Consider the following 25,580-nt stretch of genomic DNA (forward strand, 5'->3'; position numbering starts at 1 on the left):
GCAGTGCCCCTGGAGGGACTCGAACCCCCAACCCTTTCCTTAGGACGGAACTGCTCTTCCATTGAGCTACAGAGGCTGACCCGTCGAGTTTAGCCGGTCGCTCAGGCGGCAGGCGCCAGGTACTGCTCCCAGTCGGGCTCCGAGCGCTCGACGCCCCGCACCATCCACTGCGAGCCGTGCGGCGTCCCCGGTGAGACCCGGAGGCTCCAGTTCATCTCCATCGGCGTGCGGTCGCCCTTCACGTTGTTGCAGCGCAGGCAGCAGGCCACGAGGTTCTCCCAGCTGTCCACACCCCCGCGCGAGCGCGGCTGCACGTGGTCGATCGTCGTCGCCGCCTTCCCGCAGTAGGCGCAGCGGTGGCCGTCGCGGCGCAGCACGCCGCGGCGGGTCACGGGCACCCGGCGGGCGTTCGGGATCCGGACGTATCTGGTGAGCAGGATGACCGACGGCCGATCGAACGAGCCACTCGTCGCCACCACGGGATGCGAGGAGTCGATCTCGACGACGGTCGCCTTGTGATGCATCACGAGCACGAGGGCCCGCTTGAACGAGACGATCGCGAGCGGCTCGTAGCCCGCGTTCAACACCAGTGTGCGCATGCACGTTCCCTTCCGAAGGGCCACGACGGCTGCCGCGACCGGTCGACGATCACCACCTGCAGCGTCCGTGACGCGCCGGATCGAGTCGTTTCCGGGGAACAAAAAAGGGCACTGTCATGACGACAGCACCCTCTTGACCCACGGCGGAGCCGCGGCACGCTTGGCTGGAATGCCGCAGCACGTAGAGGCCGCGACCATTCGCGACCACGTGGCGACGTATAGCGTGCATCAGCTCCTGAACCTCTCCGAGTTGCAGAGCACCAGATTAACCCACACCGACCGGATTTCCGCACGTTGCAGGAGAATTCCCCTCCGCGCCACCTCGGCTTCGACCGGCGGACACCGCATGGTCGCAAACGGTGACCCCGCATCGACGACGAATCGCGTCCCTCCGGTGGAGGGACGCGATCCAGGTCGAGCGGGTCAGATCAGCCGACGCCCGGCGGGTAGAGGTAGAGCGCCACGGCACTCGCGGCGATGGTGCGCGTGTTGTAGCTGTGACGCGCGGACCCCCAGTTGTACTCCTCCAGGGTGACCGTCCCGTCGGCGTTGACCGACTGCACGTAGGCGACGTGGTTGTAGTTGAACCAGGCGACGGAGCCGGCGATGGCGTTCGTCCCCTTGTTGTACTGCCACGAGTCGGCCCAGCCATAAGCACTGCTCGGCGGCAGGCCGTTGCCCCAGGTGAAGGCCCAGTTCCCGCTCGGCGTGCCCGCGTCGCGGTTGAGCCGCCAGGCGACGAAGTCCACGCACTCGCGGTAGTAGTAGCGCAGGGGCGAGAGCCCGCCACCCTCGTCGTCGGAAGCCTGATCGAACCAGGGGTAGTCGTCGCCCGCCTGGCGTGCACCGACCGTGATCGAGTAGGTGGCGTTGCTGGCCGCTGCCGCGGCGTCGAGCTGACGCTGACGCTCGGCGAGCTCGTCCGGCGTCGTCGCGGAGTAGAGATCGCGCGAGATCGGGGCGTCGGCCACCTTGTCGGAAGCGACGACGCTCTGGGCACCGGAGGTCTTCAGCTGCTCCGAGGCGGACGTCCCGTACTCGGTCTGCGCGCTGCTGCTCGCCGCATACGCGGGGAGGGCGACGGTGGCGACCAGGGCCGGCACGAGGAAGGCCATGGTGGCGACGCCACGGACGGAGCCGGGTCGGGCTCCGGACGGCTTCGGCTTGCGCACGGCGACCGTCGACGCGGTCGGCTTGACCGGGGCCTTACTGCGGGCGACGCGCTCCGCGCCGGTGCGGAGCGGGGCGACGGTCGCGAACGAGGTGTCGGTGGTGGACGTCACGGTGAAGGATTGCGGGGCCGTCGGCTCCGGCGCAGCGGGCTTCGTCAGCGGCCGCTCGTCCAGACGGACCTCACCGGTCGTGACGGCCGCGTCGGCCTCCTCGACCACGGCATCGTCGAGGACGATCTCGGGGTGCTCGACGGGTGCGTCCGGTGCGACGTCGGCGACGAGCGCGTCGTCGGCGTCCGACCGGGACGGGGTGGTCGCCTCCGCCTGCTTCGCGGCCTGCTCCTGGAGTCGGAGCTGCTTCCGGGTGAGGGGGACGTTCGGGGTCGTCTCGGCCTGGTCGGGGCCGCTCTCGCCAGCTGCAGTCAAGTGGATTCCTCCGGCACCCCGCATGAGCGACGACGATCGCGGTGTGGCGATCGGCATGGCGCAGCCCCATCCGACGATTGATGTCGGTTCGTGTGGCCGAGGGACGGGCTAGGGGGTGCCTCGGTCGTCTTCCTTGAGCCAGATCATGGCCTTCAGGACGAGTGACAGCCTACGGGTTACCCCTCAGAAAGTCACGTTTCGATCACGGGAAAACGGGCACATGAGGGAATCCTCATGCGCGTCTCATGCTCACGCGGCAGGGGTCTCCACGAAGATGTGCGTCGCGAGCTCGTTGGGCAGCTCGAGGCCGCCCTCGACGCCGTCGATGGTGACGAGCACGTAGCCGCCCGCTGCCGCGAAGGTTCCGGCGCGACCCGGCATGACGCCGGCCTGCTTCAGCTGCAGGAGGAGTTCGGGGTCGACCTGCGCCGGTTCGCCGAGACGTCGGACCGTCGCCGTGACCGGCTCGGAGCGTCCTTCGACGAGGCCGACGATGTTGATGACGCCCTGCGAGAAGGCGACGGCTGGGCTGTCGCCGAACTCGTCGAGTCCGGGGATCGGGGTGCCGTACGGCGACTCGGTGGGGTGGTTGAGCATGTCGAGCAGCTTGCGCTCGACCTGCTCACTCATGACGTGTTCCCAGCGACAGGCTTCCTCGTGGACGAACTCCCACTCGAGCCCGATGACGTCGCTCAGGAGGCGCTCAGCCAGGCGGTGCTTCCGCATGACGTGGACCGCCTTGCGTCGGCCCGGCTCGGTGAGCTCGAGGTGCCGGTCGCCCGACACGACGACGAGTCCGTCGCGCTCCATCCGACCGACCGTCTGCGAGACCGTCGGTCCGGAGTGCCCGAGGCGCTCGGAGATCCGCGCACGAAGCGGGATGATGTTCTCCTCCTCGAGCTCCAGAATGGTGCGGAGATACATCTCTGTGGTGTCAATCAAATCGGTCATCGACGCCCTCCCTGCCCGATTGCACGTTCCCGGTAAGCCTAGTGCGCGGCGGCGACGTTCCCGCGCCAAGCCACTCCGCCCCGCGTGGACGCATCCGGGCACCGTGGCACGACGCCATGAGGCCCCCGCCTCTAGAATCGCCGTATGCCGGAGATCACGATTCCCACGTCCCTTCTGCCCGCCGATGGTCGATTCGGCTGCGGCCCCTCCAAGATCCGACCCGAGCAGATCGCAGCGCTCTCCGAGGCCGGCCTGTCCCTCCTCGGCACCTCCCACCGTCAGGCTCCCGTCAAGCAGCTCGTCGGCCGCGTGCGCGCCGGCCTGGCCGACTTGTTCCGCGCCCCCGAGGGCTACGAGATCATCGTCGGCAACGGCGGCTCGACCGCGTTCTGGGACGCGGCCGCCTTCGGCCTCATCGAGCAGCGCAGCCAGAACCTCGTCTTCGGCGAGTTCGGCGGCAAGTTCGCCAAGGCGGCGGGTGCCCCATGGCTCACCGCTCCGGACGTCCGTGAGGTACCGGGTGGATCCCGCATCGATCCCGAGGTGGTCGAGGGCGTCGACGTGTACGCCTGGCCGCACAACGAGACCTCGACCGGCGTCATGGCCCCGGTGCGACGCGTCTCCGGCGACGCCGGCGCCCTCACGGTGATCGACGCGACGAGCGCCGCCGGTGGTGTGGACTTCGACGCGAGCCAGGCGGACGTCTACTACTTCGCACCGCAGAAGAACTTCGCATCCGACGGCGGCCTGTGGTTCGCGCTCTGCTCCCCCGCGGCGATCGAGCGCATCGAACGGATCGCGGCGAGCGGCCGCTACATCCCGGAGTTCCTGAGCCTGAAGAACGCGGTCGACAACTCCCGACTCGAGCAGACGCTCAACACTCCCGCGTTGTCGACGCTCGTGCTCCTCGAGGAGCAGATCTCGTGGATCAACGGCAACGGCGGCCTCGCCTGGGCATCGGCACGGACGGCCGAGTCCTCCGGCGCCCTGTACGAGTGGGCCGAGCGCACCTCCTACACGACACCGTTCGTGACGAACCCCGACCACCGCTCGCAGGTCGTCGTCACGATCGACTTCGACGACGCCATCGACGCCGCGCTGGTCGCGAAGACCCTGCGGGCGAACGGCATCGTCGACACCGAGCCCTACCGCAAGCTCGGCCGCAACCAGCTGCGCGTCGCGACCTTCACGGCGATCGACCCCGCAGACGTCCGTCAGCTCATCGCGAGCATCGAACACGTCGTCGGGGCGCTCTGATCCGACTCCCCTGCTGAACGCCGAACGGGCGGTCGAACCCTGTCGAGGTTCGGCCGCCCGTTCATCTGTCGCGTGGTGCGCGAGTGCTACTCGTCCTCGAAGCGGTCGTCGTCCTCGTCGGAGTCTTCGTCCTCTTCCTCGTCCGAGTCGTCCTCGTCCGAGTCGTCGTCATCCGAGTCGTCGTCGGAATCGTCCGACGCCGCATCGACGTCGTCCTCGTCGTACTCGAGTTCGATGCCGTCGCGGTCGCGGTCGCGGGGATCCCCGGACAGCGCGACGTCGTCGTCGTCGAACTCGTCGGTGTCATCCGCGTCGTCGAGCGCGTCGTCAGCCGCAGCCGCCGCCGCTGCCTCCTGCGCGGCGCGGTAGTCCGCGAGGCGTTCCGACCACGGCACCCACTGCGGGGCCAGCAACGCGCCGTCGCCGGGCATCAGCTCCGTCTCGAGCACGTTGGGCGCGGCGTCGTCGGCGGTCCGCGAGAGCGTCACCGTCCAGAACCATCCGGGGTAGCCCGCCATCGTGTTCGCGAACAGCAGCGAGACGACGTGATCATCGACCACGACGTGCCCGGCCGGTTCGCCGACCGTGCTCGCGGGCGTGATCTCCTGCAGCGCTTCGCGCGCGAGCTCCACAGCGGCGATCAGGGTCTCGTCCGGCACGGGTGCCGGGGTCGACTCGCCACCGGTGCCCTCGTCCGAGCGCTGCTCGTCCGACTCGGCTCGTGAGTCCGTGTCGGCCGTGACGTCGCGATCCTCGACCGGCGTCTCCTGATCGGCGTCAGGCATCCAGCTCGTCCGCGACCTTGCGCAGCACAGCAGCGATCTTCGTGCTGTGACTGCTGTTCGGGTACTTGCCGCGGCGCAGGTCGCCACCGATGCCGTCGAGGAGCTTCACGAGGTCCTCGACGATGATCGCCATGTCGTCGGCCGGCTTGCGCTTCAGCTTGACGAGGCTGGGCGGTGCCTCGAGGACGCGCACGGACAGCGCCTGGGCGCCGCGCTTGCCGTCGGCGATGCCGAACTCGAGCCGCGTCCCCGGCTTCACGCCGGCCGTGCCCGCGGGCAGTGCGGAAGCGTGCAGGAAGACCTCCTGGCCGTCATCGGAGCTGATGAAGCCGAAGCCCTTCTCCTCGTCGTAGAACTTGACCTTGCCGGTGGGCATGGGAACCTCGCTGTGTGTCGTGCGCAGAAATGCAGCGCCGTGCGGTGATCGCGCAGGAAGCGAGATCGAGAGGACCATCGGTCCTCGGCCCCCAGCCTATTCGGTGCAGCAGCCGCGTGCCTCTATCCTGGGAGCGTGACTGATGAGCAGACGCCGAGCATCTCGCGGCCCGAACGGATCCTGGCCTACATGGTCGTGACGATCGTCGCCGTGTCGATCGCCGCGTTCGTCGCGGTGATGGTCGGCACCGCCACCGGCCTCGAGCAGGGCGACTTCGCCGTCGGCGTCTGGCCGGTCGTGACGATCCTGCCGCTCGTCGGACTCCCGATCGCCTTCCTGATGCTGATCACGCTCATCATCGTGGGTGCCGTACGACGGTCCCGCGAGTCCCGCGGTCAGTCGCCGCGCTGACGACCATGGGCGAGGCCTTCGCGATCGCGCGCCGCCTCCGGGAGCTCCCGGACGACGCGCTCCGCAGGCTGACGCCCGACCGCAGGGCCTCCTCAGCCCGCATCGCAGATTTCTTCGACTTCGCCGAGGCCCTGTTGGACGATGCGAGCGTCGCCCGCCGGATGGCCCTGCTCGACCGGGACACCCTCGCCGTGCTCGCCGCCGCGCTGGACGGGACGGAGCGCCAGGCGCTCGCGACCACGCTCGGACGCGACGAGTCCGAGGTTGACGCTGCCCTGGAGCGGCTGGAGCACGACATCCTCGTGCTGGACGACGGAGCCGGGCCGATCAGGCCGGTGAGCGCGGTGGCCACAGTGTTCGAGGAGTGGGCGGCGAGCGGCAAGCCCGGCCGTGCCGAACTCCAGCTTCCGGCTGAGGCGCCGACGTCCCGCGCGACCCGGCCCTCGCCCGACACGGACGCCCTCGCGAGCGAGCGTGCGGCCGGCGCCGTCGGCGTCGTGGGCGAGAGCCTCCATGAACTCGACCGCGAGCCCGCACGCCTGCTCGGCCGTGGGGCCCCGTCCATGCCCGACCTCAAACGGCTCGCAGCCGCGGCGGCGAGCACGCCCGAACAGATCGAGCTCGCCCTGTCCGCGGCGTCGTCGGCAGGGCTCACCGACGCGATCGGCTCGACCATCCGCCTGAGCGAGGTCGGCGAGGCCTGGTTGGCATCGGCCACCGCGGAACGCTGGCTCCGCCTCGCGACGGCCTGGCGCGACGCGATCCCGGCCACGGTCCGCGATCACATCCTGACGGCGTACCGGCGCGGTTCCGTCGACCTGGTCGAGGAGCTCAGCTGGTGGTACCCGTTGGCGGAGGACGCCGTCGTGGCACCGACGCGGGCGGTCGACGCGGTCGCCGAACTGCTCGGGATCACCGTCGACGGGGTGACCAGCGGGTTCGGACGACTCCTCGTCGACGGCCACGCGGCCGACGCGGCCACGGCGCTCGCGTCGATGCTCCCCGCCGAGGTGTCGCAGGTCGTCCTCCAGGACGACCTGACCGTCATCGCGCTCGGTCCCCCGACGGCGGAACTCGACGTCCGACTCCGGGCCCTCGCGGAGCCGGAGGGTCGCGCCCAGGCGTCGAGGTACCGCATCACGACCGCGAGCGTCACCCGCGCCCTCGCCGATGGAGACACGGCAGAGGACCTGCTCGCCTACCTCGAGTCGATCTCCCTGACCGGCGTCCCCCAACCCCTGCGGTACCTCGTATCCGAGGCCGCATCCCGGTTCGGCCTCGTCCGCGTCGGGACGATCCGAGCGTCAGCCGACGCCTCGGCCGATCCTGGACGCAGCAGCTACATCCGCTCCGACGACGCCGGCCTGATCGCGGCGATCTCGGTCGACCAGAGCCTCGTCGCGCTCGGTCTCCGTCCGAGCGACGAGCACCGGCTCACCAGCCGGATCGAGGCCGCGACGGTCTACTGGGCCCTCCACGACGCGCGCTACCCGGTGGTCGCGGAGGACGACGACGGCGCCCCGCTCCGGATCCGTCGGCAACCGGTCATGCGCACCGCGCTCTCCGCTCCGGCCGCCTCGACGGAACCGGATCTGGTGTCGCGACTCCGCGCCGACGACCGCGGGGACACGAGCAGCGCATGGTTGGCCAAGCAGCTGGAGATCGCCGTCCGCGACCACACGCCGGTCACCGTGCAGCTGCAGCACGGCGAGCGCCGATCCACGTTCACGATCGAGCCGGTGAGCCTCGCCGGCGGTCGCCTGCGCGGTCTGGACCGGTCGGCCGACGTCGAACGCACCCTGCCGCTCGCGATGATCACCGAGGTCCGGATCGCCGGCTGAGCGCTCGCTCAGGGGGGTTGTGCACCGGATCCGCCGGTAGACTCGACCGTTATGTCTGATGGACCACTGATCGTCCAAAGCGACCGCACCGTGCTGCTCGAGGTCGCCCACCCGCTCGCCGAGGACGCCCGCCACGATCTCTCGGTGTTCGCCGAGCTCGAGCGCGCACCGGAGCACATCCACACCTACCGGATCACCCGTCTCGGACTCTGGAACGCGCGGGCCGCCGGGCACGATGCCGACCAGATGATCGAGACGCTGGAGCGGTACTCGAAGTTCTCCATCCCCGCGTCCGTGACGATCGACATGCGCGAGACCGTCAACCGCTACGGCCGGCTCGTGATCGAACGCTCCGAAGAGGGCGAGCTCGTCCTCCGCTCCACGGACCTCCCGATCCTGACCGAGGTGGCCGGCGCCAAGCGGATCGCGTCCCTCCTCATCGGGCACCCGACGCCTGACACCTTCCTCGTCGAGCCGTGGGCACGCGGCGCGCTCAAGCAGGAACTCGTGAAGCTCGGCTGGCCCGCCGAGGACCTCGCCGGGTACACCGCCGGCACGCCGCACCAGATCGACCTGGTCGAGGACGGCTGGCACCTCCGCGACTATCAGCAGCAGGCGGTCGACAACTTCTTCTCCGGCGGTTCCGGTGTCGTGGTGCTCCCCTGTGGTGCGGGCAAGACCCTGGTCGGCGCCGGAGCGATGGCGACGGCGTCCACCAACACGCTCATCCTCGTCACGAACACGGTGTCGGCACGGCAGTGGCGCGACGAGTTGTTGAAGCGCACCTCCCTCACGGCCGAGGAGATCGGCGAGTACTCGGGGCAGGTGAAGGAGGTCAAGCCGGTCACGATCGCGACCTACCAGATCCTCACGGCCAAGCGGAAGGGCGAGTACGCTCACCTCGCGCTGCTCGACGCCATGGACTGGGGCCTCGTGGTCTACGACGAGGTGCACCTGCTCCCGGCCCCCGTCTTCAAGCTCACCGCCGAGCTGCAGGCGCGACGTCGCCTCGGCCTGACGGCGACGCTCATCCGCGAGGACGGCCGCGAGGGCGACGTCTTCTCGCTCATCGGCCCGAAGCGGTTCGATGCCCCGTGGAAGGAGATCGAGGCGCAGGGCTTCATCTCCCCCGCCGCGTGCTTCGAGGTACGCGTCGACCTGCCCCAGGCCGACCGCCTCACGTACGCCGCGTCCGCCGACGACGAGCGGTACCGCCTCGCGGCGACCGCTCCGGCGAAGCTCGACGTCGTCCGGCAGCTCGTCGAGCGGCACCGCGGTGAGCAGATCCTCGTCATCGGGCAGTACCTCGACCAGATCGAGGAGCTGGCAGAGACGCTGGGTGCCCCGCAGTTGACGGGCGCAACGCCGGTCGACGAGCGCGAACGGCTGTATCAGGCCTTCCGCGACGGCACCGAGCAGGTGCTCGTCGTCTCGAAGGTCGCGAACTTCTCGGTCGATCTGCCCGAAGCGACCGTCGCCATCCAGGTGTCGGGTTCGTTCGGTTCACGACAGGAGGAGGCGCAGCGTCTCGGCCGTCTGTTGCGCCCGAAGTCCACGGGACTCACCGCGAGCTTCTACACCCTGGTGTCGCGCGACACGGTCGATCAGGAGTTCGCACAGAACCGGCAGCGCTTCCTCGCTGAACAGGGCTACAGCTACACGATCCTCGACGCCCACGCCCTGCAGAACGCGTGAATCACGCTCTCAGAAAAGTCTCAAGAAACGTGCAGATAATGGTGTCATGACCGGACCCCGCATCCTCATCGTCGACGACGAACCGAACATCCGCGACCTCCTCACCACCAGCCTGCGATTCGCCGGCTTCGCCGTCCGTGCCGTGGGCAACGGCGCAGCCGCGATCTCGGCGGTCTTGGAGGAGGAGCCCGACCTCATCATCCTCGACGTGATGCTGCCGGACATGAACGGCTTCGGCGTCACCAAGCGTCTGCGCAGCGCCGGCTACACGGCGCCCATCCTCTTCCTCACCGCGAAGGACGACACCGAGGACAAGATCACGGGCCTCACCGTCGGCGGCGACGACTATGTCACCAAGCCCTTCAGCCTCGACGAGATCGTGGCACGCATCAAGGCGATCCTCCGCCGGACGATGCAGGCCGATGAGGATGCGGTGATCCGCACCGGCGAGCTGACGATGGACCAGGACACCCACGAGGTCCTCGTCGGTGACACCCCCATCGACCTCAGCCCGACCGAGTTCAAGCTCCTCCGCTACCTGATGCTCAACCCGAACCGCGTCCTGTCGAAGGCCCAGATCCTCGACCACGTCTGGGAGTACGACTTCAACGGCGACGCCGGCATCGTCGAGAGCTACATCTCCTACCTGCGCCGGAAGCTCGACCAGTTCTCCAGCGAGCCGCTCATCCAGACCAAGCGCGGATTCGGCTACATGCTCAAGGCCGGAAAGGCGTAGCCCCCACCCGATGGCCGATTCCCTGTCCACCTGGTGGAGCAGCGTCTCACTCCGGACGAAGATCACCGGGGTGACGGTGCTCGTCCTCGCCTTCGGTCTGCTCGTCGCGGGCATGGGGACGACCCCGCTGCTCAAAGAGGTCCTCACCCAGCAGGCGAACGACAGTCTGGTCACTGCCGCCAAGGGCAAGATCGTCGGTGAGATCTCCGAGGACGGTCAGCTCCAGCTCGACGCCCCCTCGACGCTGTTCGTCGCGGTGTACGACACGAACGGCGAACTCCGGGCCTCGTCCGGGTGGGACGACAGCATCGCCCCCGAACACCCGGCGCACCTCAGCGCGAACGACGTCGCCGCGAGCGGGACCCAGATCTACACGACGACCAACGCGAGCGGAACGATCGTGTACCACGCGGTCTCCGTCCCGGTCACCCTCGACGGGTTCCGCACGGGAGCGGCATGGGTCGCCATCTCGATGCAGGGTACCGACAACACCATCGCGACCTACCTCACGATCTTCTTCGTCCTCGGCGTGCTCATCATCGTGGTCGGAGCGCTCCTCACCCGGTGGCTGGTGACCGGTACCTTCGAGCCGCTCCGCCAGGTCGAACGGACGGCCGCCGCGTTCGCCGACGGCGACTTCAGCCAGCGACTCGCGGGCTCGACACCGAACACCGAGGTGGGGCGACTCAGCCGATCACTCAACACGATGCTGGCTCGCATCGACCGCGCGTACTCGGATCGCGGGAAGACCATCGAGCAGATGCGGAACTTCGTCGGCGATGCGAGCCACGAGCTCCGCACCCCGCTCGTCTCCGTGCGCGGCTACGCCGAGCTCTACCGGATGGGTGCCCTCCAGACGCCGCAGGACGTGGCACAGGCCATGGAGCGCATCGAGAAGGAGGCCATCCGCATGGGTGCGCTCGTCGAGGACCTCCTCCAGCTCGCGCGCCTCGATGAGACGCGACCACTGAACGTCGCCCCCGTCGACCTGCTCCCGATCGCGCGCGACGCCGCTCTCGACACCACCGCCCAGGCCCCCGGTCGAACGGTCCAGGTCGTGCGCGACGAACGCATGGCGCGAGCCGTCGACGACGATGCCTCCGAGACCACCGGCGAGTCCCCGGCCGCTGCCGACGCACCGGCCCAGACGAACTCGACCGGGCCGATCTTCGGCTCGACGTTCAACCGCTTCCGGCGTCGGCCGAAGCCCTCCGGCGACGCCACCACGCCCGACACGAAGCCCATCGCCGAACCACTGACCCTGGCCGTGCCACCGATCGTCCTCGGCGAGGAGAACAAGATCCGGCAGGTCGTCACGAACCTCATCGGAAACGCCCTGCGCTTCACGCCCGCCGACAGTCCGATCGAACTCGCGGTCGGCACGGACGCCCGCGCCGGGACCGCCAGCATCGCCATCGTCGACCACGGCGAGGGTATCCCGCCGCAGATCCGCGAGAAGATCTTCCAGCGTTTCTGGCGTGCCGACAGCTCGCGAACGCGCGAGACGGGCGGCAGCGGCCTCGGACTGGCCATCGTCGCCTCCATCGTCGCGGCGCACGGTGGCACGGTCGACGTGACCGAGACGCCCGGCGGCGGCGCGACGTTCCGCGTCATCCTGCCGCTCGCCCCGTCGGCGGCCACGACCCCCATCGTCATCGCCGGCCCTCCGGCCTGACCCGCCGGCGGGCTGGCTCGACCCTCCTCCACAGGCTCCGGCCTGCTCCGGACTGCGCGTCCCGGGTCTCCCTCATCGGTTCCGGCCGGTGGCGAGCACCTACCGTCTCGGTAGCGGCGATGACAGGCATCGCCCGAACGAACGGAGTTCCCGATGGCCACTTTCCAGGTCGACAGCGACGCGGTCGAGCGCGCCTCCACGGCGGCACGCGTCACGATCGAGCAGATCCAGAACGAGGTGGCCCGCCTGCACACGCAGCTGGCGGCACTCGACGGCCAATGGACCGGCGCGGCGGCGGCCGCGTTCCACGGTGTCGTCGAGCGCTGGAGGGGCACCCAGCGTCAGGTCGAGGAGAACCTCGGCGAGATCAGCCGAGCGCTCGCTGTCGCGGGCACGCAGTACGCCGAGATCGAGCGGGCGAACGCGAGCATGTTCAGCGGGTGACGCTCCGGCGGCGGCTGGAACGACTCGATCGACGTCAGGCCGCCGCCATGGCCGCCGCCAGCGCGATGACCCGCTCCGTGGCCGTGAGCGACCCGTCTCCCAGCATCGACGCTCCACCGACCGTGATCGTGACCCAGGTTCCGCGGAGGTTCATCTCGAGCTCAGCCCGATCGGTGACCGTCGGACTGACGCGCACGAACGCGCTATCGGCCGGAAGCCCGTCGATCTCGACGACCGAGACGCCGGGGGCAGTTCGCGCGAGCGTCAGCGAGTCCGCAAACGCGGGTCCAGCGCCGGGGAGCGTGTGGATCGATCCGGTTCGTCCGGACTCCGCGCCGGCGAAGCCGCACGTCTGGCCCCCAGCGACGAGCACCGCACCGTAGGAGACGTTGCTGGACCGATAGCTGAAGCCCGGTTCCCAGCTGGGCGAAGTGAGATCAAGGGTGGACTCGAGCGTTTCGGCGGATACGACTTCGGCACACGTACTCGGCCAGTCAGAACGTTCCGGCGGGAGCGATGGCTGGGCACTCTCACCGAGGCCACCGACGACAGTTGCGACCTGGTCGAAGAGCGCCTGCTGTGCTGCGGTCGGAGGAAGGTAGGAGTCCGCGTAGGAGACCGCGACGACGTTCACCCAGTATTCCCCTATCAGCATGTCGGCCGAGCACAGCCCGAAGTCGCAGGAGCCGGCTGGATCCGGCGTTGGCACAGACCCGTTGATGTCGGACGCGATCCGCTCAGCGACGCCGGCGGCGCGCGGGACGATGTCGACCGCCACCGCAAGCCAGTTGTCCGGCCCATCGAGACCGTTCCGGTCCTCGGTCGGTGCAGCCGGGTCGACGGCACCCCACTCGCAGGACAGACCGCCCGCGTACTCAAAGGCCGTCGGGTAGAACGTTCCGAGCGATGCGCGGGCCGGATCAGCCGCACCTGCCGACAGTGGGACATCGAACGTCGCGTCCACGAGACTGCTTGCGGGACAAGCTGCTCGCAGCTGGTGTCGATGAGGACCTGCGGCCACGGCGATGCGGGCGTGGCCGTCGGCGACGCAGACGCAGACGGCGACGGCGACGATGAAGCAACAGGCTTCGCGCTCGCCGTCGGCCCGGTCGCGCAGGCGGTCAGTAGCAAGATGGTGGCGGCGATGGCCGCGGCTCCCCCGAGTCGTGTCATGGTTCGAGCTTAGAGACGCACTGGCCCCGTCCTGCGGGCATCCAGTCACGGCTTCACAACGTTTCGTCCGAACATGCCGCGAGGCACATACACGCTCCAGAGCCACCTCCCCCCTCGCAGCGATGCAGACGCAACGACGCAGGGCGCCTCCCGAAGGAGACGCCCTGCGCAGGTGTTGCTGTGGGACTTAGAAGTCCATGCCACCGGTCGGGTCGCCGGCCGGAGCCGGGTTCTTCTCCGGCTTGTCGGCGACGACGGCCTCGGTGGTGAGGAACAGGCCGGCGATCGACGCTGCGTTGAGCAGCGCGGAGCGCGTGACCTTCACCGGGTCGTTGATGCCGGCAGCGAGCATGTCGACGTACTCACCGGTCGCGGCGTTGAGGCCGTGTCCGACGGGCAGGTTGCGGACCTTGTCGGCGACGACGCCGGGCTCGAGCCCTGCGTTGAGCGCGATCTGCTTGAGCGGAGCGTCGATGGCGACCTTGACGATGTTCGCACCGGTCGCCTCGTCACCGACGAGCTCGAGCTTCTCGAACGCGGTCTTGCCGGCCTGGATCAGGGCGACGCCACCACCGGCGACGATGCCCTCTTCGACGGCGGCCTTCGCGTTGCGAACGGCGTCCTCGATGCGGTGCTTGCGCTCCTTGAGCTCGACCTCGGTCGCCGCACCGGCCTTGATCACCGCCACACCGCCCGCGAGCTTGGCGAGACGCTCCTGGAGCTTCTCGCGGTCGTAGTCGCTGTCGGTGTTGTCGATCTCCTTGCGGATCTGCGAGACACGACCGGCGATGGCGTCGGCGTCGCCGGCACCCTCGACGATGGTGGTCTCATCCTTGGTGATGACGACCTTGCGAGCACGGCCGAGCAGGTCGAGGGTGACGGTCTCGAGCTTGAGGCCGACCTCCTCGGAGATGACCTGGCCACCGGTGAGGATGGCGATGTCCTGCAGCTGAGCCTTGCGGCGGTCGCCGAAGCCCGGAGCCTTGACGGCGACGGACTTGAAGATGCCACGGATCTTGTTGACGACGAGCGTCGCGAGAGCTTCGCCGTCGACGTCCTCAGCGATGATGAGGAGCTGCTTGCCCGACTGGATGACCTGGTCGACAATCGGCAGGAGGTCCTTGATCGCGGAGATCTTCTGGTTGGCGATGAGGATGTAGGGGTCCTCGAACACCGCTTCCTGGCGGTCGGGGTCGGTCACGAAGTACTGCGACAGGTAGCCCTTGTCGAAGCGCATGCCCTCGGTGAGCTCGAGCTCGGTGCCGAAGGTGTTCGACTCCTCGACGGTGACGACGCCCTCCTTGCCGACCTTGTCGATCGCCTCGGCGATGATCTCGCCGATGGTGGTGTCGCCGGCGGAGATGGAAGCGGTCGCAGCGATCTCCTCCTTGGTCTCCACCTCCTTGGCGTTGGCGATGAGCTCGACCGTGACGGCCTCGACGGCCTTCTCGATGCCGCGCTTGAGGCTGATGGGGTCGGCGCCTGCGGCGACGTTGCGGAGGCCCTCGCGGACGAGCGCCTGTGCCAGCACGGTCGCCGTGGTGGTGCCGTCGCCGGCGACGTCGTCGGTCTTCTTGGCGACCTCCTTGACGAGCTCCGCGCCGATCTTCTCGTACGGGTCGTCGAGTTCGATCTCCTTGGCGATGGACACGCCGTCGTTGGTGATCGTGGGGGCGCCCCACTTCTTCTCGAGGACAACGTTGCGACCGCGCGGCCCAAGGGTGACCTTGACCGTGTCAGCAAGAATGTTCAGTCCACGCTCGAGGCCGCGACGGGCCTCCTCGTCGAAAGCAATGATCTTAGCCATGTGTGTTTTTCGTCCCTCCCGGACGTCATGAACGTTGTTAGCACTCAATGAGTACGAGTGCTAGGTCGATTCTGGCACTCAGGGGGTGGGAGTGCAAGTGAGCACCGGTGCCCTGAGCGAACTCCCGGGAACAGCCCTGAAACGACGAACGACGCCGCCCACCGAAGTGGACGGCGTCGCAGGAATCGCGTACCTGATCAGCGGCTACGCCAGGCGCACACCCTCGGCCTGAGGCCCCTTTGCTCCAGTGCCGACCTCGAAGACGACCGCCTGGCCCTCTTCCAAGGACTTGTAGCCGCTCATGTCGATCGCCGAGTAGTGGACGAAGACATCCTGTCCGCCGTCGTCGACCGTGATGAAGCCGAAGCCCTTCTCAGCGTTGAACCACTTGACGGTTCCGTTCGCCATTTCATACTCCCATTGCTGCGTGCTCGCAGGCACCGACTGTTGCCGGACCCGGACCTGCCATCCGGGATCGGGACCCCGGTGACCACCCTGCGCCGAAGCGGACCCGGGGGCGAGTCGAGACGGGACGGGATGAGCGGCCAATTCCAGATACTAATCCGGAGCACCGCGCGGATTCACCCCGAAATCGACAAACGGGGCGGAGTGATACGACAACTCAACACGGAGGAAACACTCCCGAAACACGGCGTGCCGGCGACCTGAGCGATCGACCTGTTACAGCCGCGCTCAGGCGGCTGGCTGGTAGTCCGCGCCGACCACGACGACGATGCGGAGGACCGGCGCCTCGCCCTCCTCGACGGGGATCGCGTACGTGTCCGTGATCTGGATCGGGATGCCGCCGAGCGCGTTCGCGATAGCGCGGGCGACGCCCTCCTGCGACGGATCCTGGTAGTAGACGCCGCTCGCCGTGACATCCTCCGTGCTGGCGTCGCTGGTCGGGATCTGCTGCGTGAAGCCGGCGGCCGTGATCGCTGCCGCCGCAGACGCGGCGAGGCCGGCGGTGGGTGTGCCGTTCAGGACGAGGATGCTGGCCGCGGGGTCGACGACGGGGGCCGCCTCGGTCGGGGTGGGGGTCGGCGTGGGCGTGGCGCTCGGGCTCTGCGAGCCGCCGAAGAAGTCGATCCGGTCGTTCAGCCCGAACAGGGCGAAGGTGCCGACCCCCACGAGGACGAGCGTGGCGACGACGGCGACGAGGAAGGCGATCCAGCCGCGTCCCTTGGGAGCAGGGGCACGGTGCGCGCCGACGCGCTTGAGGTCTGGGACCTCGTCGAAGCGGTCGGGCGGGAAGGATTCAGCCATGGTGTGGTCTCCGAGAGCTGCTCAGCCGTCGTTGCGGGGAGCCGAGGCTCCTCGCGCCGAGAGTCGGGCGTCGCGGGTGCGCTGCAGCCGCTTGATCAGCATGGGGTCGTGGGCGAGGGCGGACGGCGAGTCGATGAGCGCGCCGAGCAGTTGATAGTACCGGGCCGGGGACAGGGCGAAGCGGTCGCGGATGGCGGCCTCCTTGGCCCCGACGTGCTGCATCCAGTGGGACTCGAACTCGAGGATCTCGAGTTCGCGCTGGTCGAGGCCCCCCGTCGACGTCGATGCGTCGTCATCGGCAGGCGTGCGCGACGCTGGCTGCATGCTCATCTCCTGCCGTTCGGTGCCGATGCGGCGACCGTGGAGTCACGCTCCGGTCCGCCGTCGTCCAATTCTATTCAGCCGATGCCCGCCGGGCCGCATCCACCCCGGCGATGGCTGACGTTCACCGGGAAGGATCAGGCTCGGTGCAGTGTTATGGAATACGTCGGGAGCCGCATGCACGAGGCAGCCCCGCACGTAGGATGACCGAGACGAATGGAGCAGCATGACGTACGACGTGTCGAAGACCGATGAGCAGTGGCGCGAGGAACTCACGCCGGAGCAGTATCAGGTCCTCCGCGGGGCGGCGACCGAACGGGCCTGGACCGGTGAGCTCCTCGACGAGTCACGCGCAGGCCTCTACACCTGTGCCGCCTGCAACGCCGAACTCTTCAAGAGCGGTACCAAGTTCGATTCCGGCTGCGGATGGCCGAGTTTCTACGAGTCCGTGAACCCCGAGGCGGTGCAGCTCATCGAGGACCGCACCCTCGGCATGGTGCGCACCGAGGTCCGGTGCGCCAACTGCGGCTCGCACCTCGGCCACGTGTTCGACGACGGCTTCGGGACGCCCACCGGCGACCGCTACTGCATGAACTCGATCGCGCTTAACTTCGCCGCGGCCGACACCACCGAGCCGACGGAGTGACCGAACCGGTCGAGCGCCCCGTCCTCGCCGCCGTCGCCGGGCGCCGTTCGTGGTCCAAGGTCACCGACGTCGCTCCGAGTGACGCGGAACTCCTCGAGGTCCTCGCGGCGGCTGGTCGGGTGGCCGACCACAGCGCCCTGCGTCCGTGGCGGGTCATCACCCTCCGGGGCGACGACCGGGTGAAGCTCGGCCGGGCGCTCGCGAAGGCGGAGGGCGACTCGAAGCCCTCGACGAAGCCGCTCCGCGCGCCCCTGTTGCTCGCGGTCGTCGTGAGCGTGAAGAAGTCGAAGGTGCCCGCCTGGGAGCAGGAGGCGGTCGCGGCTGGAGTGGCCCACATGGTCAGCCTCCTGCTCGACGACGCCGGCTGGGGCGTGTTCTGGCGCACCGGCGGCGCGACTCGCGCCAAAGCGGTCCGGAAGGCACATGGCCTGAAGAAGGGCGAGGAGCTCCTCGGCTGGCTGTACGTCGGAGGGAAGCCGGGTAACGCTCGCACGGGGCGCCGCAAGACGATCAACGCGAAGGCGCACCTCAGCTCCATGCCCTGAGGACGGAGTCGCTCAAGGCATCCGACGGATGACGGCTCGACTCAGTCGGCGGACGTCGATGCCGTGGGACGACGCCTGAATCGCGCCGATGCGATCGCCACGGCGGCGAACGCGAGGAGTGTCCCGATGACCGTCGCGACATGCACGCCGCCGTCGTCGGTGGGCAGCAGTACGTCCAGGGCGAGCGCGCTCAGGGTCTGACCGGCCACCGTGCCGAGCCCGAGGATGAGCACGCCCGTGTGCTGCACGAGGAACGCTGCCACGGCGATGAACACGCAGCCGATCGGGCCGCCGAGGTAGAGCCACCACTCCCCCGGGAGCGGACCGGGCGGCGAGACGATGACCGCGTGCAGCACGGCGGCGATGACGAGCACGACCGTCCCCACGATGAAATTGATGAACGTGGCGGCGAGCGTGCTCTGTGCCCGCATCTTCACGCGGCCGTTGACCGCCTGCTGCCAGCCGATCCCGATCCCGGCGAGCAGCGGCAGGACGAGCAAGCCGAGTGGGATACTCCCGCCGAGCTCGCCCGAGACCGCGACGCCGACCGCGATGAGGGCGACGACTGCCCCGAGGACGCGCTGGACGCTGAACCCGACGACGCCTCCCGGGCCGAAGCCGATCCGGTCGAGCACGAGTCCGCTCGCCGTCTGGCCGGCGACGACCGCGACCGTGAAGAGGGCGACGCCGAGCGTGGCTGCGGTGAGCCCCTGCGACAGCACGAGGAACGCGCCGGCACACCCACCGAGCACCGTCCACCAGGGCATCTCCCGGCGTCGGACGGCACCGGCCACCGTGGAGAGACCGCGACGACCGGTACGGGACAGCGCCAGTCCGACGGTGAGGATGATCAACCCGCCGCCGAACGAGATCGCGGCTGCGGTGAACCCGTCGCCGAGTCGCGCGCCGAGCTCGCCGTTCAACCGGGCCTGCACCGCGATGAACGCTCCGCTGACGATGGCGATGACGAGCGCGAGCGGCGCTGGGACACGGGTCACGGGAGGGTTCCTTCCAATGAGGAACCGCCCACTCAGCAGGCTGAGCGGGCGGTTCTCGGCTGGAGCCGACGACGGGACTTGAACCCGTAACCTACGCTTTACAAGAGCGTTGCGCTACCAATTGCGCCACGTCGGCCGACAGGGGCTGGCCCCGGTCTCATCCATCCTACGATGACGGCGGATCAGCCGTTGGTCACGGGCGACTCGCTGGCACCCGGCGTCGGCGTCCCGGTGGAGTAGCTCTCGCTCGAGACGGCGAGGACGAAGGCCGCGAACTGCTCGGCGTCGGTGAGCGAACCCGTGTACTGCTTGCCGTTCACCAGGATGGTCGGCGTCCCCTCGACCTTGGCGACGTCGGTGCCGGGCAGCGGGCCGCTGCGCGCACGGTCGGTCGAGTCCTTCACCCACGACTTGTAGGTGCCGTCGTCGATGCAGGCGTTGATCTTCTTCTCGCCGCCGGAGATGACGCCCTTGGCGATCGACTTCAGCTCGGCGTCGGTCAGGCCCTCGGTGTTCTCCTTGGGCTGGTTCTCGAACAGTGCGGTGTTGAAGGAGAAGAAGTCGTTCGGCGAGTACTCCGCGACACAGGCCGCCGCGTTCGAGGCGCGCAGCGAGTACTGCGTCCCGAGCGAGAGGTTGCTCAGCGTTGCGAGGGGGTGGACCGTGTACGTCGCGGCGCCGGCCTCGAGCCAGCCCTTGACCTGCTCGGCGTTCGTGGTCTCGAACTGACCGCAGTAGGGGCAGAGGAAGTCCTGGTAGACGGAGATCTCGACGCCGTCGGCGGCGGGGGTCTCGGTGGCTGCCGGCGTCTCGGCCGGAGCGGGCTCCGCGGGGGCGGCCGGATCGGTCGCGCTCGGCGTCGGCGTCGACGCACTGGCCGGGGCGCCGACCAGCTGCAAGCCGGCGGAGACGGTGAAGCCGTCGTTCTTGGCCGCGGTCGGGACCGGTCCGGCGGGCTTGATCGACGTCACGATGATGACCGCCACCACCGCCACGATCGCGAGCGCACCGAGCACGATGCCGCCCTGGAGGAGCACCCGGTTGCGGCGGTCGCGGCGCTTCTGCTGCTCGCGCAGCACCCGCGCCTTCTCGCGCGCCGCGTCGCGTCGTTCGTTCTTGGTCGGTCGGTTCTGCGATCCAGCGCCAGACATTGATCCTCGTTTCGGGGGGCTCGCGCTGCGGAGACGAGGCAGCGCCAAACAGAGTAATCGTAGACCTGCCGCCTGGGAGAGGCCCAAACCAGGCCGGGAGCCGGCTGTGGGTCCACCGAGAGATCCACTGTCCGCTGGACCTTCCATTCACAGGTGGTCGTGGCATACTGGGACGGCGAACCGGCCATCGATGACGGGTTCGCGTCCATTCACAACGGATCGTCCGGCACGTACCTGCCGGTGAAGGAGAACAACCATGGCGTCTGTGACGTTCGACAACGCAACCCGTTTCTACCCGGGTGGCACCCGCCCCGCGGTCGACAAGCTGAACCTCGAGGTCGCCGACGGCGAATTCCTCGTCCTCGTCGGCCCGTCCGGCTGCGGCAAGTCCACCTCCCTCCGCATGCTCGCCGGCCTCGAAGAGGTCAACGACGGCCACATCTTCATCGGCGACCGCGACGTCACCGACGTGCCGCCGAAGGACCGCGACATCGCGATGGTGTTCCAGAACTACGCGCTCTACCCGCACATGACCGTCGCCGAGAACATGGGCTTCGCGCTCAAGATCGCCGGTGTCGGCAAGGAAGAGCGTGCCACCCGCGTGCTCGAAGCCGCCAAGCTCCTCGACCTCGAGGACTACCTGACCCGCAAGCCGAAGGCGCTCTCCGGTGGTCAGCGTCAGCGCGTCGCGATGGGTCGAGCCATCGTCCGTCAGCCCCAGGTCTTCCTCATGGACGAGCCGCTGTCGAACCTCGACGCCAAGCTCCGCGTCCAGACCCGCACCCAGATCGCGTCGCTGCAGCGTCGTCTCGGCGTCACCACCGTCTACGTCACCCACGACCAGACCGAGGCGCTCACCATGGGCGACCGCATCGCGGTCCTCAAGGACGGCATCCTGCAGCAGGTCGGCACCCCGCGCGACCTCTACGAGAAGCCGAACAACGTCTTCGTCGCCGGCTTCATCGGCAGCCCGGCCATGAACCTGTTCGAGGGTGAGATCGCCGACGGCGGCATCAAGCTCGGCGGATTCATCATCCCGGTCGAGCGCGAGATCACCGATGCCGCTCCGTCGAAGAACGTCACGGTCGGCGTGCGCCCCGAGGACATCACCGTGTCCAGCAACTCGGGCTCCGGCATCGAAGTGACCGTCGACCTCGTCGAGGAGCTCGGCGCCGACGGCTACCTCTACGGCCACACCGACGTCTCCGGCAAGCGCACCGACATCGTCGCTCGCGTCGACGGCCGCAACCACGCGCACATCGGCGACACCGTGTTCCTCGCGCCGACGCCGCACCACGTGCATGCGTTCGACTCGGCATCGGGTGAGCGTCTGGGCAACAAGCCGGTCGTGTCCTCCTCGATCTAGTTTCCCGCCGACGATGGTCGAGCGGTCGGTCTCCGATCGCTCGACCATCGTCGTTTTCGCTTGTCCAGTCTCAGCACGACGATCCCCGAGGAGCGCTCCGCACCATGTCCGGCGCATTGAACATCACCGCTGCCACCGTCGACCCGGCGCTGCTCGACCTCCCCTGGGAGCTCCCCCTCGAGAACTGGCCGAATGAGGCCATCGCCTCGCTCCCGAAGGGCATCTCACGCCACCTGGTCCGGTTCGCGAACCTGTCCGGCTACGTCATCGCCGTCAAGGAGACGACCGCGGAGATGGCGAAGGGCGAGTACGACATGCTGCGCACCCTGCAGCGCCTCGACATCCCCTGCGTCGACCCGCTCGCGGTCATCACGAACCGGAGCGACCGCAAGGGCCGCGAGCTGCCGAGCGTGCTCGTGACGCGGCACCTGAAGTTCTCACTCCCCTACCGTGCGCTCTTCCAGGGCACCCTCCGGCCCGACACCGCGACCCGCCTCGTCGACGCGCTCGCCGTCCTCCTCGTCCGCCTGCACATCGTCGGGTTCTTCTGGGGCGACGTGTCGCTGTCGAACACGCTCTTCCGGCGCGACGCGGGTGCTTTCGCGGCCTATCTCGTCGACGCCGAGACGGGCAAGCTCTACGAGGGCGGGCTGTCGAACGGGCAGCGCGAGAACGACCTCGAGATCGCCCGGGTGAACATCGCCGGCGAGCTCCTCGATCTCGAGGCCGGCGGACGCGCCGACGCCGAACTCGACCCCGTCACCGTGAGCAACGGCATCGTCGCCGCCTACCGGTCCCTCTGGAAGGAGCTCACGGGCTCCGAGTCCTTCGACGCGTCCGAGCGCTGGCGCATCACCGAGCGCGTCCACCGTCTGAACGAACTCGGCTTCGACATCGAGGAACTCGCGATCAAGACGACCGACGAGGGCTCGACCGTGCGGATCCAGCCGAAGGTCGTCGACGCCGGGCATCACCAGCGCCGCCTCCTGCGGCTCACCGGCCTCGACGCGGGCGAGAACCAGGCGAGGCGCCTGCTCAACGACCTCGACGCCTACTCGGCCTCGTTCGGGAAGGACGGGTTCGACGAGGAGATGGCGGCGCACGAGTGGCTCATCCGCGTGTTCGAGCCGGTGGTGAAGGCGATCCCGCGCGAACTCCGCGGCAAGCTCGAGCCCGCCGAGATCTTCCACCAGCTCCTGGAGCACCGCTGGTTCCTCGCGCAGAACGAGGGTCGCGACATCCCTCTGGCGGAAGCCGTCGGTTCCTACGTGAACACCGTCCTGCGGCACCGCCGCGACGAGGCGACCATGATCGTGCCGCCGACCGAGGCGATCAGCATCCCCGCCGCCATGACCGGACCGGTCGACTGGCGAGACCTCGTCTGACCACGTCCGTCACCTCGTCTGACGACAGACAGGCCCTCGGAACGGAGATCCGTTCCGAGGGCCTGTCCTCGTTCGTGCGGTGCGAGCGCCGATCGCCTACTCGGCGTTGCGGCGACGCGCGATCTCGTACAGCGTCACGCTGGCCGCGATCCCGGCGTTGAGCGATTCGGTCGAGGCCGAGATCGGGATCGACACGACCGCGTCGCAGGTCTCGGTGACGAGGCGGGACAGGCCCTTGCCCTCGCTGCCGACGACCACGAGGATCGGCTGGTCGGCGAGTTCGAGCCCGGGGAGGGAGACGTCGCCGTCGCCGTCGAGACCGATCACGAAGACGCCGCGCTCCTTGAACGCCTTGAGCGTCTGGGTGAGGTTGGCGGCCATCGCGACCGGCGTGCGAGCCGCCGCTCCTGCCGAGGTCTTCCACGCGGAGGCGGTGAGGCCCACGCTCCGGCGCTGCGGCAGGATCACTCCGTGACCACCGAAGGCTGCGGTCGATCGGATGATCGCACCCAGGTTCCGGGGGTCGGTGATGCCGTCGAGGGCGATGAACAACGGGTTCTCGCCACGGGAGATGACCTGGTCGAGCAACTCCATGGGGTGCGCGTACTCGTAGGGCGGCACCTTGATGGCGAGGCCCTGGTGCACGCCGTCGAACCCGGCCATGCGGTCGAGCTCCGGACGCATGACCTCGAGCACCGGGATCCCGCGTCGGGTGGCGATGCTGAGCGCCTCCTTCACCCGGTCATCCATCTCGATGCGGGTCGCGACGTACAGCGTGGTGGCTGGGATCTTCGCGCGGAGCGCTTCGAGGACGGAGTTGCGGCCGGTGACGACCTCGGACTCGTCGCTCGACTTCTGCTTGGTCCGGCCGTTCGTGGACGGGCGTCCGTTCTGGCCGGCCGCCTGCCTCGGCTTGCCGGTGCCGCCGGAGGCCGCGTAGCGCTCCTGCGCGGCCTTCCGCTTGCCGGCGGGGTGCCAGGCGCGGTCCTCGGCCTTGGGGGTCGGTCCACGACCCTCGAGCGCCTTGCGGCCGAGGCCACCGGTGCCCTTGGTGGGACCCTTCTTCGCTTTCTTCGGCCCGGTCGGGCGGGAAGGCTTACTTGCCACTGATACTCCAATGTGCTCCGGACGGGGTGTCTTCGATGGTGATCCCAGCCGCTGTGAGTTCGTCGCGGATCCGGTCGGCCGCTGCGAAGTCCTTGGCGACCCTGGCGTCCGCGCGATCGACGAGCAGACGCTCGACGAGTGCGGACAGGGATCGGTGAGTGACGGGGTCGGTGCCCGACGACCACGAAGGGTCGGTCGGGTCGATGCCGAGCACCCGGGTCATGTCGAGGACGGCGACCGCACGCTCGCGGGCTGTCGCCAGGTCGTCGCCGCCATCGAGGGCGGCGTTGCCGACGCGCACGGCGTCATGCAACACGGCGAGCGCGCGGGGGATGTTCAGGTCGTCGTCCATCGCCTCGACGAAGGCGGCCGGGAGCGTCGCTCGGCTGGCGGCCGTGGTCGTCTCGGTGAGCAGGTCGGCGCGGGCGGCACGATCGAGGAAGCCCTCGATGCGTCCGAGTGCGGCTTCAGCCTCGGCGAGTGCGCCCGGATGGAACTCGAGCGTCGATCGGTACTGCGCTGCACCGAGGTAGTAGCGGACCACGAGCGGCCGGGCTGCTGACAAGAGGTCGGCGGCGTAGACGGAGTTGCCGAGGGACTTCGACATCTTCTGCCCGCCGGTGACGGCGACCAGCCCGTTGTGCAACCAGTAGCGGGCGAAGGGGTCGCCGGCTGCGCTCGACTGGGCGAGCTCGTTCTCGTGGTGGGGGAAGCGGAGGTCGAGTCCGCCGCCGTGGATGTCGAACTCCTCGCCAAGGTACTTGGTCGACATCGCCGAGCACTCGATGTGCCAGCCGGGCCGTCCCTCGCCCCACGGAGACATCCAACTCGCCGAGCGCGGCTCCCCAGGCTTGGTTCCCTTCCAGAGCGCGAAGTCGCGGGGATCGCGTTTGCCGCGCGGGTCGGCGTCGGTCGCGGCCTCCATGTGCTCGGCGCTCTGCCGCGTGAGTTCGCCGTAGCGGCTCCATGAAGCGGTGTCGAAGTAGACGTCGCCGGAGTCGTCGGGAGCCGGGTACGCGTGCCCGGCGTCGATGAGCCGCTCGATGAGCTCCTGCATCTCCGGGATGCTCGCCGTGGCGCGTGGCTCGTAGCTCGGGGGCAGGATGCCCAGGGCACGGTAGGCGGCCGTGAACTCGAGTTCGTACCGGTAGGCGAGCGCCCACCACTCCTCCCCGGGCTGGGCGAACCCGCCCTCGACGCCGGCGGCGGCGTTCGCGAGGATCTTGTCGTCGATGTCGGTGACGTTGCGGACGAGCGTGACGCGGACCCCGGAGGCCGTCAACCAGCGTCGCAGCTGGTCGTAGACGAGCGCGCTGCGCAGGTGTCCGATGTGCGGAGAGGACTGCACGGTCGGTCCGCAGACGTACAGCCCCGCCTCGGCTTCGCGGAGCGGCACGAAGTCCCGGAGGGACTGCGTTTTCGAATCGTAGAGTCGGAGGGCCACGAG

The 25,580-nt window shown here is 68.9% G+C and carries 25 protein-coding genes and 2 tRNA genes; 11 read left to right on the top strand and 16 right to left on the bottom strand.

What is annotated here, in order from left to right; translation table 11 throughout:
* Positions 1–4: 4 nt before the first annotated feature.
* The 4 genes from ITJ62_RS11380 to ITJ62_RS11395 form a co-directional block, all read right to left on the bottom strand.
* Positions 5–76: transfer RNA gene (locus tag ITJ62_RS11380), tRNA-Arg, on the bottom strand.
* A 25-nt stretch (positions 77–101) separates the two neighbouring features.
* Positions 102–599 (bottom strand): HNH endonuclease, encoded by a 498-nt coding sequence (locus ITJ62_RS11385; protein WP_079001921.1) that lies wholly within the window; start codon positions 597–599, stop codon positions 102–104.
* A 428-nt stretch (positions 600–1,027) separates the two neighbouring features.
* Positions 1,028–2,197 (bottom strand): CHAP domain-containing protein, encoded by a 1,170-nt coding sequence (locus tag ITJ62_RS11390; protein WP_194602055.1) that lies wholly within the window; start codon positions 2,195–2,197, stop codon positions 1,028–1,030.
* Between the two features lie 249 nt (positions 2,198–2,446).
* Entirely contained in the window at positions 2,447–3,148 is a 702-nt protein-coding gene (locus tag ITJ62_RS11395; protein WP_064296556.1) for a metal-dependent transcriptional regulator, read from the bottom strand.
* 144 nt (positions 3,149–3,292) lie between these two features.
* On the opposite strand from ITJ62_RS11395, the gene serC reads away from it, so the two are divergent.
* On the top strand, positions 3,293–4,405 hold the full coding sequence (gene serC / locus ITJ62_RS11400) for a phosphoserine transaminase (RefSeq protein ID WP_086474368.1): 1,113 nt from the start codon (positions 3,293–3,295) through the stop codon (positions 4,403–4,405).
* Between the two features lie 86 nt (positions 4,406–4,491).
* On the opposite strand, the gene ITJ62_RS11405 is transcribed toward serC, so the two are convergent.
* The gene (locus tag ITJ62_RS11405; protein ID WP_194602058.1) at positions 4,492–5,190 is read right to left on the bottom strand and encodes a DUF3027 domain-containing protein; all 699 of its coding nucleotides are present in this window, start codon (positions 5,188–5,190) and stop codon (positions 4,492–4,494) included.
* Complete coding sequence (locus ITJ62_RS11410; protein WP_079705376.1) at positions 5,183–5,566, bottom strand: cold-shock protein; 384 nt, start codon at positions 5,564–5,566, stop codon at positions 5,183–5,185. Before ITJ62_RS11410 ends, ITJ62_RS11405 begins: the two co-directional genes overlap by 8 nt.
* Positions 5,567–5,701: 135 nt before the next feature.
* Between ITJ62_RS11410 and ITJ62_RS11415 the strand changes: the two genes are divergently transcribed.
* The 6 genes from ITJ62_RS11415 (at position 5,702) to ITJ62_RS11440 (ending at position 12,368) form a co-directional block, all read left to right on the top strand.
* On the top strand, positions 5,702–5,977 hold the full coding sequence (locus tag ITJ62_RS11415; RefSeq protein WP_124768896.1) for a multidrug ABC transporter ATPase: 276 nt from the start codon (positions 5,702–5,704) through the stop codon (positions 5,975–5,977).
* A 5-nt stretch (positions 5,978–5,982) separates the two neighbouring features.
* Complete coding sequence (locus ITJ62_RS11420) at positions 5,983–7,818, top strand: helicase-associated domain-containing protein (RefSeq protein ID WP_194602061.1); 1,836 nt, start codon at positions 5,983–5,985, stop codon at positions 7,816–7,818.
* Positions 7,819–7,869: 51 nt separating this feature from the next.
* Entirely contained in the window at positions 7,870–9,513 is a 1,644-nt protein-coding gene (locus ITJ62_RS11425) for a DNA repair helicase XPB (protein ID WP_194602064.1), read from the top strand.
* Positions 9,514–9,559: 46 nt separating this feature from the next.
* Positions 9,560–10,249 (top strand): response regulator transcription factor, encoded by a 690-nt coding sequence (locus ITJ62_RS11430; RefSeq protein WP_056007716.1) that lies wholly within the window; start codon positions 9,560–9,562, stop codon positions 10,247–10,249.
* Between the two features lie 10 nt (positions 10,250–10,259).
* Positions 10,260–11,924 (top strand): HAMP domain-containing sensor histidine kinase, encoded by a 1,665-nt coding sequence (locus ITJ62_RS11435; RefSeq protein ID WP_194602067.1) that lies wholly within the window; start codon positions 10,260–10,262, stop codon positions 11,922–11,924.
* Positions 11,925–12,077: 153 nt separating this feature from the next.
* Positions 12,078–12,368, top strand: a complete 291-nt coding sequence (locus ITJ62_RS11440; protein ID WP_064296564.1) for a WXG100 family type VII secretion target — start codon at positions 12,078–12,080, stop codon at positions 12,366–12,368.
* 34 nt (positions 12,369–12,402) lie between these two features.
* Here ITJ62_RS11440 and ITJ62_RS11445 read toward each other — a convergent pair whose 3' ends face one another.
* The 5 genes from ITJ62_RS11445 to ITJ62_RS11465 form a co-directional block, all read right to left on the bottom strand.
* Positions 12,403–13,647 (bottom strand): hypothetical protein, encoded by a 1,245-nt coding sequence (locus ITJ62_RS11445; protein ID WP_194602069.1) that lies wholly within the window; start codon positions 13,645–13,647, stop codon positions 12,403–12,405.
* A gap of 81 nt (positions 13,648–13,728) precedes the next feature.
* Positions 13,729–15,348, bottom strand: a complete 1,620-nt coding sequence (gene groL / locus ITJ62_RS11450; RefSeq protein WP_064296567.1) for a chaperonin GroEL — start codon at positions 15,346–15,348, stop codon at positions 13,729–13,731.
* A 204-nt stretch (positions 15,349–15,552) separates the two neighbouring features.
* The gene (locus ITJ62_RS11455; protein WP_079705369.1) at positions 15,553–15,756 is read right to left on the bottom strand and encodes a cold-shock protein; all 204 of its coding nucleotides are present in this window, start codon (positions 15,754–15,756) and stop codon (positions 15,553–15,555) included.
* A 285-nt stretch (positions 15,757–16,041) separates the two neighbouring features.
* Positions 16,042–16,614 (bottom strand): LytR C-terminal domain-containing protein, encoded by a 573-nt coding sequence (locus tag ITJ62_RS11460; RefSeq protein WP_086474376.1) that lies wholly within the window; start codon positions 16,612–16,614, stop codon positions 16,042–16,044.
* 21 nt (positions 16,615–16,635) lie between these two features.
* On the bottom strand, positions 16,636–16,944 hold the full coding sequence (locus ITJ62_RS11465) for a DUF3263 domain-containing protein (protein ID WP_228498169.1): 309 nt from the start codon (positions 16,942–16,944) through the stop codon (positions 16,636–16,638).
* A gap of 217 nt (positions 16,945–17,161) precedes the next feature.
* Here ITJ62_RS11465 and msrB point away from each other — a divergent pair, with 217 nt between their 5' ends.
* Both msrB and ITJ62_RS11475 read left to right on the top strand, forming a co-directional pair.
* A complete protein-coding gene (msrB, locus tag ITJ62_RS11470; RefSeq protein WP_079705364.1) occupies positions 17,162–17,581 on the top strand; it encodes a peptide-methionine (R)-S-oxide reductase MsrB in 420 nt (139 codons plus the stop codon).
* Positions 17,578–18,126 (top strand): nitroreductase family protein, encoded by a 549-nt coding sequence (locus ITJ62_RS11475; protein WP_192005404.1) that lies wholly within the window; start codon positions 17,578–17,580, stop codon positions 18,124–18,126. Before msrB ends, ITJ62_RS11475 begins: the two co-directional genes overlap by 4 nt.
* 41 nt (positions 18,127–18,167) lie before the next feature.
* On the opposite strand, the gene ITJ62_RS11480 is transcribed toward ITJ62_RS11475, so the two are convergent.
* From ITJ62_RS11480 to ITJ62_RS11490, 3 genes are all read right to left on the bottom strand, one after another.
* On the bottom strand, positions 18,168–19,124 hold the full coding sequence (locus ITJ62_RS11480) for a DMT family transporter (RefSeq protein WP_370581900.1): 957 nt from the start codon (positions 19,122–19,124) through the stop codon (positions 18,168–18,170).
* A 60-nt stretch (positions 19,125–19,184) separates the two neighbouring features.
* Positions 19,185–19,260 (bottom strand) — tRNA-Thr (locus tag ITJ62_RS11485).
* A gap of 46 nt (positions 19,261–19,306) precedes the next feature.
* On the bottom strand, positions 19,307–20,275 hold the full coding sequence (locus ITJ62_RS11490) for a thioredoxin domain-containing protein (RefSeq protein WP_191940693.1): 969 nt from the start codon (positions 20,273–20,275) through the stop codon (positions 19,307–19,309).
* A gap of 256 nt (positions 20,276–20,531) precedes the next feature.
* Between ITJ62_RS11490 and ITJ62_RS11495 the strand changes: the two genes are divergently transcribed.
* Both ITJ62_RS11495 and ITJ62_RS11500 read left to right on the top strand, forming a co-directional pair.
* Positions 20,532–21,641 (top strand): ABC transporter ATP-binding protein, encoded by a 1,110-nt coding sequence (locus ITJ62_RS11495; RefSeq protein WP_079705359.1) that lies wholly within the window; start codon positions 20,532–20,534, stop codon positions 21,639–21,641.
* Positions 21,642–21,745: 104 nt separating this feature from the next.
* Positions 21,746–23,026: a DUF4032 domain-containing protein gene (locus ITJ62_RS11500; RefSeq protein ID WP_064296363.1), complete on the top strand. Its 1,281-nt coding sequence runs from the start codon at positions 21,746–21,748 to the stop codon at positions 23,024–23,026.
* A 96-nt stretch (positions 23,027–23,122) separates the two neighbouring features.
* On the opposite strand, the gene rlmB is transcribed toward ITJ62_RS11500, so the two are convergent.
* Together rlmB and cysS are read right to left on the bottom strand one after the other, a co-directional pair.
* Positions 23,123–24,133, bottom strand: coding sequence for a 23S rRNA (guanosine(2251)-2'-O)-methyltransferase RlmB (gene rlmB, locus ITJ62_RS11505; RefSeq protein ID WP_137242092.1), 1,011 nt, complete (start codon positions 24,131–24,133; stop codon positions 23,123–23,125).
* The gene (gene cysS / locus ITJ62_RS11510; protein WP_194602072.1) at positions 24,123–25,577 is read right to left on the bottom strand and encodes a cysteine--tRNA ligase; all 1,455 of its coding nucleotides are present in this window, start codon (positions 25,575–25,577) and stop codon (positions 24,123–24,125) included. The genes rlmB and cysS overlap by 11 nt, the downstream gene beginning before the upstream one ends.
* Between the last annotated feature and the right edge of the window lie 3 nt (positions 25,578–25,580).

Origin of the sequence: Plantibacter sp. VKM Ac-2876 (assembly GCF_015350715.1) — a bacterium.
Classification (GTDB): Bacteria; Actinomycetota; Actinomycetes; order Actinomycetales; family Microbacteriaceae; genus Plantibacter; species Plantibacter auratus.

Excerpts from the sequence above, each read along its gene's own strand:
- ITJ62_RS11465 (WP_228498169.1), bottom strand. The coding sequence starts at position 16,944 with ATGAGCATGCAGCCAGCGTCGCGCACGCCTGCCGATGACGACGCATCG.
- ITJ62_RS11385 (WP_079001921.1), bottom strand. The coding sequence starts at position 599 with ATGCGCACACTGGTGTTGAACGCGGGCTACGAGCCGCTCGCGATCGTC.
- ITJ62_RS11490 (WP_191940693.1), bottom strand. The coding sequence starts at position 20,275 with ATGTCTGGCGCTGGATCGCAGAACCGACCGACCAAGAACGAACGACGC.
- ITJ62_RS11435 (WP_194602067.1), top strand. The coding sequence starts at position 10,260 with ATGGCCGATTCCCTGTCCACCTGGTGGAGCAGCGTCTCACTCCGGACG.
- ITJ62_RS11410 (WP_079705376.1), bottom strand. The coding sequence starts at position 5,566 with ATGCCCACCGGCAAGGTCAAGTTCTACGACGAGGAGAAGGGCTTCGGC.
- ITJ62_RS11495 (WP_079705359.1), top strand. The coding sequence starts at position 20,532 with ATGGCGTCTGTGACGTTCGACAACGCAACCCGTTTCTACCCGGGTGGC.
- ITJ62_RS11500 (WP_064296363.1), top strand. The coding sequence starts at position 21,746 with ATGTCCGGCGCATTGAACATCACCGCTGCCACCGTCGACCCGGCGCTG.
- ITJ62_RS11405 (WP_194602058.1), bottom strand. The coding sequence starts at position 5,190 with ATGCCTGACGCCGATCAGGAGACGCCGGTCGAGGATCGCGACGTCACG.
- ITJ62_RS11430 (WP_056007716.1), top strand. The coding sequence starts at position 9,560 with ATGACCGGACCCCGCATCCTCATCGTCGACGACGAACCGAACATCCGC.
- ITJ62_RS11425 (WP_194602064.1), top strand. The coding sequence starts at position 7,870 with ATGTCTGATGGACCACTGATCGTCCAAAGCGACCGCACCGTGCTGCTC.
- ITJ62_RS11395 (WP_064296556.1), bottom strand. The coding sequence starts at position 3,148 with ATGACCGATTTGATTGACACCACAGAGATGTATCTCCGCACCATTCTG.
- serC (WP_086474368.1), top strand. The coding sequence starts at position 3,293 with ATGCCGGAGATCACGATTCCCACGTCCCTTCTGCCCGCCGATGGTCGA.
- ITJ62_RS11420 (WP_194602061.1), top strand. The coding sequence starts at position 5,983 with ATGGGCGAGGCCTTCGCGATCGCGCGCCGCCTCCGGGAGCTCCCGGAC.
- msrB (WP_079705364.1), top strand. The coding sequence starts at position 17,162 with ATGACGTACGACGTGTCGAAGACCGATGAGCAGTGGCGCGAGGAACTC.
- groL (WP_064296567.1), bottom strand. The coding sequence starts at position 15,348 with ATGGCTAAGATCATTGCTTTCGACGAGGAGGCCCGTCGCGGCCTCGAG.
- ITJ62_RS11440 (WP_064296564.1), top strand. The coding sequence starts at position 12,078 with ATGGCCACTTTCCAGGTCGACAGCGACGCGGTCGAGCGCGCCTCCACG.
- ITJ62_RS11455 (WP_079705369.1), bottom strand. The coding sequence starts at position 15,756 with ATGGCGAACGGAACCGTCAAGTGGTTCAACGCTGAGAAGGGCTTCGGC.
- ITJ62_RS11460 (WP_086474376.1), bottom strand. The coding sequence starts at position 16,614 with ATGGCTGAATCCTTCCCGCCCGACCGCTTCGACGAGGTCCCAGACCTC.